Origin of the sequence: Alteromonas mediterranea DE, from assembly GCF_000020585.3 — a bacterium.
GTDB classification, from domain to species: domain Bacteria; phylum Pseudomonadota; class Gammaproteobacteria; order Enterobacterales; family Alteromonadaceae; genus Alteromonas; species Alteromonas mediterranea.
In genome coordinates this window covers 3,787,177-3,801,751 of sequence record NC_011138.3, presented here as the reverse complement: position 1 = coordinate 3,801,751, position 14,575 = coordinate 3,787,177, and the positions used below count along the sequence as shown (strand labels likewise).

14 protein-coding genes are annotated in these 14,575 nt (G+C 46.4%); 10 read left to right on the top strand and 4 right to left on the bottom strand.

Annotation, left to right across the window (positions count from 1 at the left end; all coding sequences use genetic code 11):
- The first annotated feature begins 28 nt into the window (after positions 1–28).
- The 5 genes from MADE_RS16830 (at position 29) to MADE_RS16810 (ending at position 7,112) form a co-directional block, all read left to right on the top strand.
- Complete coding sequence (locus MADE_RS16830) at positions 29–649, top strand: malonic semialdehyde reductase (protein ID WP_023559913.1); 621 nt, start codon at positions 29–31, stop codon at positions 647–649.
- 23 nt (positions 650–672) lie between these two features.
- Positions 673–1,203 (top strand): flavin reductase, encoded by a 531-nt coding sequence (locus MADE_RS16825; RefSeq protein ID WP_023559912.1) that lies wholly within the window; start codon positions 673–675, stop codon positions 1,201–1,203.
- A 19-nt stretch (positions 1,204–1,222) separates the two neighbouring features.
- Positions 1,223–2,713 (top strand): CoA-acylating methylmalonate-semialdehyde dehydrogenase, encoded by a 1,491-nt coding sequence (locus MADE_RS16820; RefSeq protein ID WP_023559911.1) that lies wholly within the window; start codon positions 1,223–1,225, stop codon positions 2,711–2,713.
- Between the two features lie 290 nt (positions 2,714–3,003).
- Positions 3,004–5,322, top strand: a complete 2,319-nt coding sequence (locus MADE_RS16815; protein ID WP_023559910.1) for a TonB-dependent receptor — start codon at positions 3,004–3,006, stop codon at positions 5,320–5,322.
- Between the two features lie 290 nt (positions 5,323–5,612).
- Positions 5,613–7,112 (top strand): NCS1 family nucleobase:cation symporter-1, encoded by a 1,500-nt coding sequence (locus tag MADE_RS16810; protein WP_023559909.1) that lies wholly within the window; start codon positions 5,613–5,615, stop codon positions 7,110–7,112.
- 90 nt (positions 7,113–7,202) lie between these two features.
- On the opposite strand, the gene MADE_RS16805 is transcribed toward MADE_RS16810, so the two are convergent.
- Entirely contained in the window at positions 7,203–7,937 is a 735-nt protein-coding gene (locus MADE_RS16805) for a helix-turn-helix domain-containing protein (RefSeq protein ID WP_015068119.1), read from the bottom strand.
- 130 nt (positions 7,938–8,067) lie between these two features.
- On the opposite strand from MADE_RS16805, the gene MADE_RS16800 reads away from it, so the two are divergent.
- From MADE_RS16800 to MADE_RS16785, 4 genes are all read left to right on the top strand, one after another.
- Positions 8,068–8,472 (top strand): hypothetical protein, encoded by a 405-nt coding sequence (locus tag MADE_RS16800; RefSeq protein WP_023559908.1) that lies wholly within the window; start codon positions 8,068–8,070, stop codon positions 8,470–8,472.
- A gap of 7 nt (positions 8,473–8,479) precedes the next feature.
- A complete protein-coding gene (locus tag MADE_RS16795) occupies positions 8,480–9,289 on the top strand; it encodes a DUF2145 domain-containing protein (protein WP_023559907.1) in 810 nt (269 codons plus the stop codon).
- 10 nt (positions 9,290–9,299) lie between these two features.
- Positions 9,300–9,770, top strand: a complete 471-nt coding sequence (gene yiaA / locus MADE_RS16790) for an inner membrane protein YiaA (RefSeq protein ID WP_015068116.1) — start codon at positions 9,300–9,302, stop codon at positions 9,768–9,770.
- Between the two features lie 185 nt (positions 9,771–9,955).
- Positions 9,956–10,789: a class II glutamine amidotransferase gene (locus MADE_RS16785; protein WP_015068115.1), complete on the top strand. Its 834-nt coding sequence runs from the start codon at positions 9,956–9,958 to the stop codon at positions 10,787–10,789.
- Here the strand turns inward: MADE_RS16785 and MADE_RS16780 are convergent.
- Positions 10,786–11,778 carry a LysR family transcriptional regulator gene (locus MADE_RS16780; RefSeq protein ID WP_023559906.1) on the bottom strand — a complete coding sequence of 331 codons (993 nt, stop codon included), beginning with the start codon at positions 11,776–11,778 and terminating at the stop codon, positions 10,786–10,788. The two genes, MADE_RS16785 and MADE_RS16780, sit on opposite strands and share 4 nt — an antisense overlap.
- Before the next feature lie 174 nt (positions 11,779–11,952).
- On the opposite strand from MADE_RS16780, the gene MADE_RS16775 reads away from it, so the two are divergent.
- Entirely contained in the window at positions 11,953–12,468 is a 516-nt protein-coding gene (locus MADE_RS16775) for a lactoylglutathione lyase family protein (protein ID WP_023559905.1), read from the top strand.
- Positions 12,469–12,619: 151 nt separating this feature from the next.
- Here MADE_RS16775 and MADE_RS16770 read toward each other — a convergent pair whose 3' ends face one another.
- Positions 12,620–13,261 carry an MBL fold metallo-hydrolase gene (locus tag MADE_RS16770; protein WP_023559904.1) on the bottom strand — a complete coding sequence of 214 codons (642 nt, stop codon included), beginning with the start codon at positions 13,259–13,261 and terminating at the stop codon, positions 12,620–12,622.
- Between the two features lie 3 nt (positions 13,262–13,264).
- Entirely contained in the window at positions 13,265–14,572 is a 1,308-nt protein-coding gene (locus tag MADE_RS16765; protein WP_023559903.1) for an APC family permease, read from the bottom strand.
- Between the last annotated feature and the right edge of the window lie 3 nt (positions 14,573–14,575).

The following is a 14,575-nucleotide window of genomic DNA, read 5'->3' as shown; positions in this document are numbered from 1 at the left end:
CAACTTAAAACACTGGAAAGAATTTGAAATGACGGTATCAGAGACAACTGAAATTGGAACAAAAGACCCTATTAGCGAAAGTGGTCTAGCCCAGCTATTTAGTGATGCACACACCCACACCATCTGGCTAGATAAAAAGATAGATGAGGCCGTGCTAAAGCAACTTTATGACTTAGTGAAAGTAGGCTCGACATCGGCAAACTGCAGCCCGGCGCGCTTTGTTTTTATTACGTCAGATGAAGGGCGGGAGAAACTCAAACCTTGTCTTTCAAGCGGTAATGTTGAGCAAACCATGACCGCACCTTGTACGGTTATCGTGGCTTACGATGAAGAGTTCTATGAAGAGTTACCTACGCTATTTCCTTATGCGGATGCTAAGAGCTGGTTTACCTCAAGCCCAGAAGCGGCTTATGAAACCGCGATGCGAAACAGTTCAATGCAGGGCGCTTATCTCATTAGTGCTGCGCGTGCACTAGGTCTTGATGCCGGTGCCATGTCTGGCTTTAACCCCAAATTACTTAACGACACATTCTTTTCCGATAGCACGTGGAAGGTGAACTTCTTACTTAACATTGGCTATGGCGATGGAAAGAAAGTGCACAAACGTTTGCCTCGCTTAAGCTTCGAACAAGCTTGTCAAATACTGTAACGCTAACGAAAAAGGATATACGTATGACTATTACCGCAATAAAAAACGCAGTAACGGAAGTGCTTCCCCCGGTAACCTCAGAGGCGTACCGTCAAGGCATGTCTAGCTTAGCGGCAGCCGTAAATGTCGTTACAACAAATGGCCCAGAGGGGCGAGCAGGCTTTACCGCCACCGCGGTGTGCAGCGTAAGCGACAACCCCGCCACACTGTTAGTGTGCTTAAACCGAAGCGCCTCTGTGCATCAGGTGTTTAAAAACAGCACGCACTTGGTTATCAACACGCTGACTTCCCAGCATCAATCTATTTCTAATACCTTTGGTGGCAAAGCGCCCATGAATGAACGCTTTCAAATTGGTGAGTGGGTAGAGTCTGCAACCGGCTGCCCGCGGTTAGCGGATGCGGCGGTTAGCTTTGACTGCATTATCACAGATGTAAAAAGTGTGGCCACACACGATGTGCTTTTCTGCCAGGTGGTAGACATTAAGCAAGACCCAGAGGCCGACGCACTCTTATATTATCAGCGCGGCTATCACAGCGCGTGTAAAGACGCATAACTAAAGGATTAGATTTGAAATGAAAGTAGTAGGCCACTTTATAAATGGTGAAACCTGTACGCCCAAAGGGCGCATGCAAGATGTCTATAACCCGGCAACGGGGGAAGCAGAAAAACTGGTTTTACTGGCATCGAAAGCCACGGTGAACGATGCCATTGTGAGCGCACAGCAAGCGTTCCCTCAATGGCGGAATACCCCGGTTAGCAAGCGCGCTCGCATCATGTTTAAATTCAAAAGTTTACTGGAAGAGCATGCTGAAGAGATAACCGCGCTAATTGGCGCGGAGCACGGAAAAATAAGCCACGATGCGGCAGGAGAACTGCAGCGTGGTATCGAGAACGTAGAGTTTGCCTGTGGTGCACCACAGTTGCTTAAAGGCGAGCACAGTAAGAATGTTGGGCCAAGCATCGATTCGTGGAGTGAGTTTCAGCCTCTTGGTGTGGTTGCCGGCATTACGCCATTCAACTTTCCCGCTATGGTGCCGCTTTGGATGTTCCCGCTTGCCATAGTGTGCGGAAATACATTTGTACTTAAGCCTTCAGAGCGCGACCCAAGCTGCGCTATTTTCTTAGCTAAGCTACTCAAAGAAGCCGGGCTACCTGATGGCGTATTTAATGTGGTGAATGGCGATAAAGAAGCCGTTGATCAAATTCTTGATGATGAACGCATTAAAGCGGTGAGTTTTGTAGGCTCTACGCCTATTGCTGAATACATCTATTCAAAAGCAAACGCGAACGGCAAGCGCTGCCAAGCCTTAGGCGGTGCTAAAAACCACGCTATTGTTATGCCAGATGCTGACATTGATAACGCGGTAAACCAGTTGCTTGGCGCAGCTTTCGGTTCTTCCGGAGAACGCTGTATGGCGTTATCAGTAGTGGTAGCGGTGGGCGATGAGGTGGCCGACAAAATCGTAGATAAAATGCAAACAGCCATGAAAGGCTTGAAAGTGGGGGCATTTGACGATGCCTCTAACGATTTTGGCCCGCTTATTACTCTACAGCACAAAGAGAAAGTAGAAGGTTATATCACGAGTGCCGCTGAGCAAGGCGCTAACGTGGTGGTGGATGGGCGAAGCCCCACCGTTGAAGGCTATGAAACCGGATTTTTCTTGGGCGCAACCCTTATCGATAACGTCACGCCGGAAATGACCAGTTATAAAGCGGAAATCTTTGGCCCAGTGCTTCAGGTGATGCGCGTTGAAAGTATGCAGCAAGCCATGCAGCTCATCGACGAGCATGAATACGGCAACGGCACCTGCATATTCACACGGGATGGCGAAGCTGCCCGTTACTTTTCTGACAACATTCAAGTGGGCATGGTAGGTATTAACGTACCGCTGCCGGTACCCGTTTCTTATCACAGTTTTGGCGGATGGAAGCGTTCACTGTTTGGTGACCTTCATGCATACGGCCCAGACGGCGTTCGCTTTTATACCAAGCGCAAAACTATCACCCAGCGTTGGCCTTCAAGTGGCGTTCGAGAAGGAGTGAGCTTTTCTTTTCCTAGCTAGCAAGGCGTTTTTTCGAAAAAACGGTTAGTTCGCTAAGAAAACCTTGTCGTAAAAGCTAACGTTAGCTGGGAAAAAGCAGAACAAATTACGCCTAGAACCAGGCTTAACACTAAGCCATTAATAATAACAATTTAAACCCGCAAACCTTTGGCAGTTCCTCTCCAGTCCTGCCTTAGGTTTGCACCCTAGTGGCAATCGATAAGCAGTTCACGTCGACCGTTACTCTTAAAAAAATATCGGGACAACACCGCCGCAAGGCTTGTCAAAAGAACTATAAACGAGAGTAAAACATGCATACGTTAAATACACACAAGCGTCTGCTGGCGTTAACCGTTGGGATGGCGTTAAGTGCGCCAGCAGCCTTTGCTGCAGAGAATGTTTGGGAAAGTATTGAAGTTACCGCGCAAAAGCGCAACGAGAATATAAGCGATGTGGGTATTGCTATTACCGCCTTTTCAGGCGAGCAATTAGAAGCGCTGGGCCTTGAGAGCAGTACCGAGCTTATCGCCTTTACCCCAGGTGTGTCGCTAGCCGGTGATATTGGTGGCCAGCGCGCTATTTTCAATATTCGAGGCGTGGTGCAAAACGACTACGCTGACTTGGCTGAAGCGCCGGTGGCGGTCTATGTGGACGGCGGATATTTAGCAAGTACCCAAGCACAAACCTTTGGCTTATTCGACGTAGCCCGTATAGAAATTTTAAAAGGTCCGCAGGGGACATTGTTTGGCAGAAACGCCACGGGCGGGCTGGTAAATACCATTACCGCAAAACCTACTGCTGACACCGAGGGCTATGCAGAGTTTACCGCAGCCCGTTTCGAACAATATCGTTTTGAAGGGGCAATATCTGGGGAAATAGCAGATGGCATTTATGGTCGCTTTTCTGGGTTTACCAATCAGCAAGGTGAAATACTCGAAAATATTTATGAAGACGGTGCAGCACCCGATACGCGCTTGGGTTCAGTAGGCGGCGGAGAAGACGGCTACAACGACGATACTAAAGCGTTTCGTGCCCAGCTGATGTTTGATATTGGCGAGGAAGGCACCTTACTTCTAAGCGGTAACTGGTCTGATACCACCAAAAGTGAAGGCCCGTATCAGGTGGTAAATACCACAGAAGTAAAAGATGCCGCAGGCAATGTGATAGATGTCATTTTCGCAGCCGACGATCCTCTAGGCTGTGACACTATTCAAGCGGGTGTGTGCGTAGATGGTAATTTTAATGGCGACCCCTTCCGCCCAGTGCAAGGTGGTGATTTCAACGGTAACTTTGACCCTGACGGTTCGGGCAATAAGGTAAATAAAGACTTTGCCTTTGACGATCAAAACAAAATCAAGTCAAAAGGCTTGGCGGCAACACTAGACTATGCCTTTGAAAGCTTCGATTTCTTTGCGATGTCAGATTATAAAGAATTCAAGCGTACTGTTGGTCTTGATTCTGACCAAACGGCGTCTCCTGAGCTTATCTTCCAGTCAAATAGCACCATCGAACAGTTAAGCCAAGAGTTTCGCTTTTCAGGTGAAACTGCCGACTTAAAGTGGGTTGGAGGGCTTTATTACCTTTCTATCGATACGGATTACAGTCAAGGGTTAGCGGGTTCACCCACTACCTTCTTTTTAGGTGGCGAAGAAAACAATACGTTAGTATCGCTTGAAACTGATTCTTACTCTGTATTCGGACAGGTAGACTATAGCTTAACCGATGACCTTGTTTTAGTGGGCGGCTTGCGCTATACCCGCGAGAACAAAGACTTTTTGGGTAATGTGTATCAGAATGAAAATACCAACGATCGCATTATAGAAATTGATACTAGCACGGCCTCGTTAGAGGTAATGGATGAACAAAACGATCAAAACTTATGGTCAGCTAAACTCCAATTAGAGTATAGCGTGGGCAATAGTCTTTACTACGCCGGTATAAATCGAGGTGTAAAAGCGGGCAGTTTCAATGCACCACTATTAGGTGGATTTAGCTTTTATGAACCTGAAGAGCTGACTTCATACGAAGCTGGCTTAAAGCACAGCTTTATGCAGGGAAGCGGCGTGTTTAATGCCAATGTTTTTTACTATGACTACAGCGATTACCAATCGTTTTCGTGGGTAAATAACGCGGGTGTGGTTACCAATGAAGAAGCGTCATTTAGTGGTGTGGAACTAGAGGTCTTTTTAACGCCAGCAGACAGCGTAGATGTCATGGTGAATTTCTCTTATACCGATGCGGTGGTTGAAGACTTAGAGGTGGCCTCTGGCTATTTTGCTGATACCACACCGCCATTTACCCCTGAATTTCAGGCGTCTGCCATGCTTCGCTATAACTGGGATGCCTTTAACGGCAATATGGCGGCGCAATTGTCAGCTAGCTATCAATCAGAAACCTTTCACAACGCGCGTAATTTTACCGCTCATGAAATTGATAGCTATGCCACTGCCGATACCCGTTTAACCTGGGTTGACGGGCAAGACAAATGGAGCTTGGCTGCCTACGTAGATAACCTGTTCGACTCAGACCATGAGCTTATTGGTTTTGACGTGACGGGCTTTTATGGTACATCGCAAATATCTTATGCAAAACCCAGAACCTATGGCGTAACGGTAAGGCGTAATTTTTAATTTGAGTAGTAATGCGCTTTATTCCAATTGAATGAAGCGCCAAATTTAGCTCCAAAAAACACACGTGATTAGGAGAGATACCAAAAGTACAAAACGGTATGTAGGTATCGCTTTATCAAAGCACGCGAAACGGCAGTGTTTTTGCTTTTCTTTCAGTTTTACAGGCAAAGACGCTGTATTTTATTAAGCTAAACGTAAGTAAACGACTTCGCGCAGAGCGACTTTTTATCAAGAAACAACGTTTGTTAAATGCCACTATGAGCACTACAAACTCAACAAGGAAAGAGATCGTGGATAACACCAACAATCAACCCATGACAAAACCTTCCCATTACGATGGCGATTTATGGAACGAGGACTTAGCGCCAACCAGCAAAGCAACAAGAACCTGGGGGTGGAAAGACTATGCGGCATTGTGGGTCGCCATGGTGGTGTGCGTACCTACTTATCTCTTATCTGCCGGGCTAGTGTCTGAAGGCATGAATTGGTATCAGGCAGTGATTACGGTGCTGTTAGGCAATATCATCGTGCTCGTTCCCATGATGTTAATTGGCCACGCGGGCGCGAAATACGGCTTACCTTTTCCTGTATTGCTACGTAGTGCTTTTGGCACCAAGGGGGCGAAAATACCCGCGTTAGCACGAGGCCTCGTAGCATGTGGGTGGTTTGGAATAAATACTTGGGTGGGGGGAAGTGCCATCTACGTTATTTTAAACAGTATTAGCGGCGATGCCTTTGTAGGTCAAACACTCCCTGTTTTAGGAATAGATATCACTCAAACGTTATGCTTCTTTGCCTTCTGGGCGATGCACTTGGTATTTATAAAACACGGTACCGAGTCTATACGCTGGCTCGAAACCTTCGCTGCACCATTTTTGATCTTAATGGGCTTAGCGCTTCTTACTTGGGCATACATTAACGCGGGTGGTTTTGGTGAAATGCTATCCACGCCGTCACAGTTTGTAGAAGGTGGCGCTAAAGAAGGGCAGTTTTGGTCTGCTTTTTTCGCAGGTCTTACATCCATGGTGGGTTTTTGGGCGACTATGGCTTTAAATATCCCCGACTTCACTCGCTTTGCTAAATCACAGAAAGATCAGATGCTAGGGCAAGCTATTGGCTTACCTTTACCCATGGCACTGTTTGCCTTCATTGGCGTAGCGGTTACCTCGGCAACTGTAACCATTTATGGCGAAGCCATCTGGGACCCTGTCGCTCTTGCTGGTCGAATGGGCGGCATGGGGGTTGTGTTTGCCCTTGCCGCACTAGCCCTTGCGACACTAACCACTAATCTCGCTGCGAATATGGTTGCCCCTGCCTACGGTTTTTCAAATATGGCACCTTCGAAAATTAGCTTTAGAATGGGCGGATATATCACCGCGGGAATTGGTGTAGCTATTTTCCCTTGGAAGCTGCTTGAAACCGCCGGTGGGTATTTGTTCACCTGGTTAACCGGATATTCAGCGCTCCTCGGCCCCATCGCAGGTATTCTAATTGCCGACTATTTCATTTTGAGAAAATCGACGCTAAATATTGATGCGCTGTTTCAACATTCAGGTGAATACGGTGCGAACAACGGTTGGAACATGGCGGGTGTAGCTGCACTTGTCGTTGGTATTTTGCCTAATATACCCGGCTTTATGCACGCGGCAGGGTTTGTAGACAGCGTACCAGCCATTTTCGATACGCTTTACGCCTACGCGTGGTTCGTAGGGTTAATAATCGCCAGTGTCGTATACCTGCTGCTGTCCAACAGAGTACCAGATACCATACAGGCAAGAAGCGCCTCTTAATAATGGGGTCAGGGTACATTTCTTTAAGGCCGTGGGGTCAGAGTACTTTTCTACGAAATGTACTCTGACCCCCAAATATACTTCAAGGGGTTATTTTCGCTTCATGTTTTCAAAAAGCGAAGGCTCCCAAGGCCGCATGGCCATAAGTAACCCCACATGTTGGCGCTCTTCAATAGGTAAGTCATTATCTTCGCTACTCAGTTTTGCTGCTTCTTGCCGAAGCTGCTCTAAACGCCGCTGAATAATAGAAACCGAGCTCTGTGAATAGCGCCCTCGCAAGTAAAAGCGAAACATCCACGGTTCGTTCTTCTTCGGATCCATAAACTTCACCATCACTTCCTGTTCCATAAACTTTTCTAGTGGTCCGCCGGGGATCCATCGAAAATCTTGGGCAATAAGCAGCTTATAATGGTTGTTTGGCAACAGTTCGATAAGCTTCAGTCTATCGAGGGTTGTCATTAGTTTAATGCCTTCCACTTCATCAATATCGTAATGCTTGATCAGTTCTGAAAAGCGCCAACCGTCTCTTACACACACCGCGGCAAGCAGTAACTTAGGGTTAGCGAGCAGTTCCATTTCTTGCTGTTCAGATAGCTGTGAAATTTTCTCTTGTTGCTTTTGTGAAAGACTGAATAAATCGCTTAACGACAAATGTAAGCACTCACAAATCTGCTCCAATTTATCAAGACTAAATGCTTGTAACGAGAAATTACGCTTCACGCTAGCCTCGCTCACATTGAGTGTTTCTGCCAGCTGCTTATAGGTGAGTCGCTGTTCGCGTAAGCACTGCTTCAAGGTGTCGTATACAAGGCTAATTTGGCTCATGGTATTACTTTTTTATACTTGTGGTGTAATTTAATACTACATTAATCATTTTGGTTTACGAAATTTATTCTTGGTTCTAGTGTAGTACGTGTTCAGGCAAACCTTGTCTTAACAAACAGGAGCAAGTGATATGAAAAATACACGTTCAACATTGATGTTAACTGCATTACTCAGTAGTGCGCTTCTTTCCCATTCAGCAATGGCAGATGATTCTATAGACCATAGCGGTAAAGCCAGTAAGCACAGTGTGTTAGCTGCCTCCGAAGGTTTAGCGACAACAGCTTCGGTAGCGAGTGCGGTCGTGGCAGTACCAGTGGTATTGACAGGGAGTGTGGTTGTTGCCGGAAGCGCGGTGGTAGAAAGCGCTGTGAATGAAAGTGCTCGCAATCTTCATCGGGCAAGCCATCAATCTTCAGTGGCGCATGATCAGCCTTTGGTGATAACCGAAACCATTATTACTGCAGACCCCGCTCCAAACCAAGTGGTTACTACTAAAACCAAAGTGATCACAACCACAACTAATCCTAAGCGGTAGGTTAAACATGAAAGCCTACTTAACTTCAATCGGGTTTGCCCTTGTACTATTAATGTCTGGTTTTCACCAGGCATACGCGGGGAGCCAGCAACATGGTAAGCCCACCTTTACGCCAGAAGCAATTGCGACCTTTTCAAAAGATGTAGAAAAGTATGCGGCTAGTGAAGGCGCGCGGGCGTTTATTATTGCAAGACGTGGCAGACCTATTGAAGATATGCCGAAAGGAATTCGCTTTACCCATACCGCAATTGCTATTTATTCAAGCATTCAGCTAAGTGATGGTAATACGGCGAAAGGCTATGCCATACACAATTTATATCAAGACGCTGAAGAGCAGGGCGAAAGTCATTTAATTACTGACTACCCTGTTGATTTTTTCTGGAGTGCTTATGCGCTGGAAGCGGGAATTATTATTCCGTCAGTAGAAGTGCAGCAGGCTTTAATCAACCTATACCGCGATGACAAAGCTAAGCTACTTCATAATTCTCGATATTCAGTGGTGGCGAACCCGTTTAATAGTGAACGCCAAAACTGCACCGAGTATACCCTTGATGTATTGAACGCAGCCATGTACTCAACGACCGATGTTGCACAGCTAAAGGTTAATGCGAAAGCGTATTTTACACCGCAAAAAGTACATATGAGCCGCGCGAAACTTGGTTTGGCAAGTATGTTCAGTGATGGCGTAACTTTGTCAGACCACGGTCGCAAGGTAGAAACCACCACTTTCGGAAGCCTTGCTCGCTATATGCAAAAGTACGATTTAATGAACAAGGCCGTTACGTTTACCCATACGGGTCAAATAAAGAATATTTAGGAGTTTTACTATGCAAAACATGAATAAACCCACTAAAGCGTTTCGAATTGCGTCACTAGCAGCACTAATCGTAGGCGTAGGTGCGTATTTCATAGGTTTGTACAACGCACCTATGGCCCTTAACGAAAAAGGTTATTACTTCACTATTATGCTATTTGGCCTATTTTCAGTGGTAAGCTTGCAAAAAACGGTACGCGATAAAATGGAAGGTGTTCCCACAACCAAAGCATACTTTTTAGCTTCAGCGGTAGCTACCGGATCAGCCATAGTACTGTTAGTTATTGGATTGCTGAATGCCGAGCTTTTACTAAGTGAGAAAGGCTTTTTCGGCATGGCGTTTACGCTTAGCCTGTTTGCCGCCATCACGGTACAAAAGAACGTACGCGATAGCCAAACTCTAAGTGAGCCAAGTAGCGTCGACCCTCAATTAGAAACCAAAGCTTCACAACCTGAAGCCAACACTAAAGTAAAAGCCGCATAAAAGTTACGGGGGCAGAGTACATTTCGTCAAAAAGTACTCTGCCTCAAATCTTTGTCGAACTGTTGCACAAAGCTGGAATCTTAGGGAAAAATTGATATTCCTACCTAAGGTCGAATTGATAAGACTCGATAGCTTGCGTATTCTCAACGTACTTTATGAGATAACTGCTAGAGGTAATAAACGCTGTGTGTGAACTTTTAGGCATGAGTGCGAACACTCCCACAGACCTATGTTTTAGCTTTACCGGTCTAACTCGCCGCGGTGGTGAAACGGGGCCGCACAAAGATGGCTGGGGCGTTGCCTTTTACGAAGGTAAAGGCGTGCGAATGTTTCACGACCCTGAGCCTTGCGCCACATCGCCTATTGCAGATTTTGTCTCGAAGCTTCCTATAAAAAGTAAAAACGCCATTTGCCATATCCGCCAGGCTAACGTGGGCAACATCAATTTAGCTAATACACACCCCTTTACTCGCGAACTGTGGGGGCGGTATTGGGTGTTTGCTCACAACGGTCAACTCCCTAACTTCTCACGCCGAATAGGTATTTACGAAGCGGTTGGAGATACCGATAGCGAAGAGCTTTTCTGCGACATTATGAATAATGTTAGGCAAAACCTTTCCCGAGACGCTATGCCTGAGCAGTTAGCCGAAACGCTGGTGGCGCTTTCAAAAGAGTATGCGCAGCAAGGTGTGTTTAACTGTTTGCTAAGTAATGGCGACTGGTTATTTACGTTTTGTAGTACAAAGCTAGCTAGCATTACCCGTAGAGCGCCTTTTGGCCCGGCTTGTTTAAGTGATGTCGAAGTAGAAATTGATTTTGCCGCTGAAACCACGCCAAAGGATGTGGTGAGTATTATCGCGACAGAACCGTTAACGAATGACGAACAGTGGGATATATACGAACGGGGCGAATGGAAGCTTTGGCAAGAGGGCGAGGTGATAGCCTCGGGTAAAGTGGATGTGCCTGAACATAAAAAAGAAGCTGAGATGGTAGCACCGGATCCCTCGCTGCACGACTAATTACGAATTGTGGGGGCAGAGTCTGACCCCAGTACTTGGGAGATTTTCTTTTTAACGATTTCATAGCGGGCGGGAAGCGTACTATGTGGGGTTTGAACGCTGTACAGTGGCTCGGTTACATCGTTTTTAGCTTGGTATACAGCGAGCTTTTCGGCAAAGCTGACAAAGTTTAGCGTGCTTGTAGGCAGTACGGTAAAACCCAGTCCTTCACTCACAGGCAATAGTATTTGCGAAAGTTGATTAATGTAGCCGGTGTGGTGAAGCTGATTTGGGTTAATGCTGGCAAGGTCAGCTTCACCGCAATCGTTAAAGTAACGCTGTACATAGTGCATGGCATCCGGGTGGTTAATAAGCCCTAATGTCGTGACAACGTTTTTGATAGAGCCGTCAGCTTTTTGCAGATCATCGTCAGCTTTTTGAAGACCAACGTCAGCGCTTTTTGCGTTATCCGAAGTTGCAAGGTCTGAACCAAGCAGCGCACGAGGCAGAATAAGCCCCAGCGGCTCTTCGCCTAAGTATTCGCTTTGCACATCTTTTGTGTCTGGCATGTTGGTGACAATACCAAGCTCAAGGGTATTGTTGGCAATGCCTGACAAAATCGTTCTGCGGGGCGCCACTTCAACGTGAATATTAAGTGCACTATGCTGTTTTTGAAGGCTAATTAGCGCAGGGTAAATACGCTGAGCAATTGCGCCAGAACACGCCACTACGCATTTTCCTTCATACGACGCGTCGAACTTTAAGCTAGCAATAAAATCTTGCGCTTGGGCTTGCTGACTTTTTGCGTAGTGATAAACGCGCTGGCCTTGTTCGGTAAGCTGAATGCCTTTACCTAACCGAATTACTAACTCGCAATTGCAAACATCTTCTAGCTTTTTTATGTGCTGGCTCACCCCGGGTTGCGTCATAAAGCGCTGTTCCGCCGTACGTGTAAAATTTCCTGCTTCAACTAAGGTGATAAAGGTATCCAGCCAAATTGGATTAATCATAACGCTATAAATTCAAATTATCATTTTAAGAAATAATGATAATTTCATGTTTTATGCTTGTCTAGCTACTATGTGCCCACGTTCACTTAAACGCGCTATCACTTGCCGTAAGGCCACTGAGATAAACCGTGCGTTTAAGCCATTTTGAATACTTGTACTACAAAGGAGTAAGTGATGACTGAAGCAGTAAAAACACCGTATCCACGTACGTTTTCACACATTGGCATTTCGGTGCCCGATTTGGAAGCCGCAGTTAAGTTCTACACCGAAGTGCTTGGCTGGTACCTTATTATGAAGCCAACCGAAATAGTAGAAGACGACTCGGCTATTGGTGAAATGTGTACCGATGTCTTTGGCGCAGGCTGGGGCAAGTTCCGTATTGCACACCTTTCAACGGGTGACCGTGTAGGCGTTGAAATCTTTGAGTTTAGCAATCAGGAAAACCCAGAAAATAACTTTGAATACTGGAAAACCGGTATTTTTCACTTCTGTGTTCAAGACCCTGATGTTGAAGGTTTGGCCGAGAAAATTGTTGCTGGTGGTGGCAAAAAACGCATGAAAGCGCCACGTTACTATTACCCAGGTGAAAAACCATACCGCATGATTTACATGGAAGACCCGTTTGGCAACATCCTTGAAATTTATAGCCACAGCTATGAATTACACTACGCAAGCGGTGCTTACGAATAAGCGCGTGGCAGTTAACCTAGCTGTAATTTGAGTTAACACCTGTGGTTAACAAGGGCAGCTAACGACCAAATACCGACTAAATACGAAAAAGGCGAGGGCGCTTCTGATATAAGCGTACCTCGCTTTTTAATACGCACTCACTACATCAACGTTACCCAAACTGCCCAGAAACATACGGGTTTGTGGCTTTCTCTGTGGCTATGGTAGTCGTCGGGCCGTGGCCGGGATAAATGGTCATATCATCGGGTAACACCATTATCTTCTGCTTAATAGAATCGATAAGCTGCTGGTGATTTCCTTGCGGAAAATCGGTGCGGCCAATAGAGCCTGCAAAAATGACGTCCCCCACAATCACCTTATTGCTTGTGCGCTCTACTAATACAACATGGCCCGGTGTGTGCCCAGGGCAGTGCAGAACGTCCAGCGTTAAGGTTCCAACTGAAATGGTATCGTTGTCGTTTAACCACTCGGTAGGAGCAAAAGACTGTGCCGGTGGAAACCCAAACATTTGGCTTTGCTGCATTAGGGCATCTAACCAAAACTTATCACCCACATGCGGCCCTACAATAGGTACATTGTAATGTTCGGCAATAGCAACCGTACCGCCCACATGATCTAGGTGACCATGAGTCAAAATGATCTTCTCTATATTGACGCCTTTGTTCGAAGCTGCGCTTATCAGCTTTTCAATGTCGCCACCAGGGTCAACAAAAGCCCCTAGCATAGTAGATGAGTCCCAAATTAATGAGCAGTTTTGAGCAAACGGGGTAACGGGTATAACTTGAATTTCCACTTTTTAACCTTTTGAAGCATTGTTGTGTAGGACGACATAAAGCACTGCGCCAATAACGAGTTCGCCCACTAAAAATAACCATGCATGGGTTGAAGATTGTGTAACAGACCACGCGCACACCGCAAGCGCTAAAAAAGGCAACACGCGCTTAATAAGGTTAACCGGAAGCGTTAACTGATTCTGCGCCTTAATGAGCACCAACACACACATTGCGTACACCACTAACCTTGCCAGAACACTCGCAATGGCCAGCCACACGAAACTTCCGCTTAGCGCCATCATGCCGGCGAAAATACCCAATACCAATATGGAGATGTAAGGTGTAGCAAACGTTCCGTGTACTTTGCCTAACCACGGCTTGCCCAGTTTGCCCGGAATAAGCGACTGATGCGCCATGGAAAACGTTAGCCGAGAGGTAGAAATCATATTGGCAAGCAAGTTACCTGCAACAGACACCACAGCAGTTAGCGTCATAATAAGCGCACCGGTTTCGCCAAAAATCATATCGGCAAGGGCAATCAACGGCGCGCTATCGGGCTTTGCTGCGCCTACCGTATGCCAGTACAACCACTGCACGCAAAAGTAAAACAGTGCAATACCTGACACGGTTAACATTAGGGCCCGAGGTATGGTTTTTTTCGGTGAATTCGTTTCTCCACTGGTTACCACCACAGTTTCAAACCCTATAAAGGCGTAAAGCGTAAGTAGGGCACCAGCTGAAATGGTATCAAAAGCCGGTAGCGTGTTTGACATTGACGAGTCAGACTCGAGGCTAAAATCTAACTGCCAATAGCCTATACCGATAAGAGCGGCAAAGGGCAAAAGCTTTAACACTGAAATGGTGTCTAGTGCCCGCATCGCAGCTTTTAAACCCACAATATTCACAAAGATCAGCGTTGCTGTTAGTGCAATAATGGCCAGAGACTTACCTATCCCTGCGTTTAGCTCAGGCCAAACATACCCTGCGTAAAGTAACAGCACGTGCATATTGGCCGCGATAGCGGTTGCGCGGGCTAAATAGTAAATAAAGCCAGTTTGAAACGCGGCGGCATCACCGAAGCCTTTGCGGGCATAAATCACTGGCCCGCCGGTTTCTTGATACAAGACGGCTAGCTGCCCAAAGCACCACACCACAGCAAGCATCAGGGCGCCAAAAATCAAAAAGATGTAAGGGCTGAACGCACCTAATTCAGCGGCCATTTTGGCTGGTAGGGCAAAAATTCCCGCCCCAATAAGGCCGTTTAGCACTAAGAGGGCGGCACCTACACCGCCAATTCCTTTGCTTAAAAGGCCTTTGTTTGAATTGCTCATTTA

Coding starts and splice junctions, on each gene's coding strand:
- MADE_RS16815 (WP_023559910.1), top strand. CDS start 3,004: ATGCATACGTTAAATACACACAAGCGTCTGCTGGCGTTAACCGTTGGG.
- MADE_RS16765 (WP_023559903.1), bottom strand. CDS start 14,572: ATGAGCAATTCAAACAAAGGCCTTTTAAGCAAAGGAATTGGCGGTGTA.
- MADE_RS16805 (WP_015068119.1), bottom strand. CDS start 7,937: ATGAGCCAAATTAGCCTTGTATACGACACCTTGAAGCAGTGCTTACGC.
- MADE_RS16775 (WP_023559905.1), top strand. CDS start 11,953: ATGACTGAAGCAGTAAAAACACCGTATCCACGTACGTTTTCACACATT.
- MADE_RS16825 (WP_023559912.1), top strand. CDS start 673: ATGACTATTACCGCAATAAAAAACGCAGTAACGGAAGTGCTTCCCCCG.
- MADE_RS16780 (WP_023559906.1), bottom strand. CDS start 11,778: ATGATTAATCCAATTTGGCTGGATACCTTTATCACCTTAGTTGAAGCA.
- MADE_RS16830 (WP_023559913.1), top strand. CDS start 29: ATGACGGTATCAGAGACAACTGAAATTGGAACAAAAGACCCTATTAGC.
- yiaA (WP_015068116.1), top strand. CDS start 9,300: ATGCAAAACATGAATAAACCCACTAAAGCGTTTCGAATTGCGTCACTA.
- MADE_RS16820 (WP_023559911.1), top strand. CDS start 1,223: ATGAAAGTAGTAGGCCACTTTATAAATGGTGAAACCTGTACGCCCAAA.
- MADE_RS16795 (WP_023559907.1), top strand. CDS start 8,480: ATGAAAGCCTACTTAACTTCAATCGGGTTTGCCCTTGTACTATTAATG.
- MADE_RS16800 (WP_023559908.1), top strand. CDS start 8,068: ATGAAAAATACACGTTCAACATTGATGTTAACTGCATTACTCAGTAGT.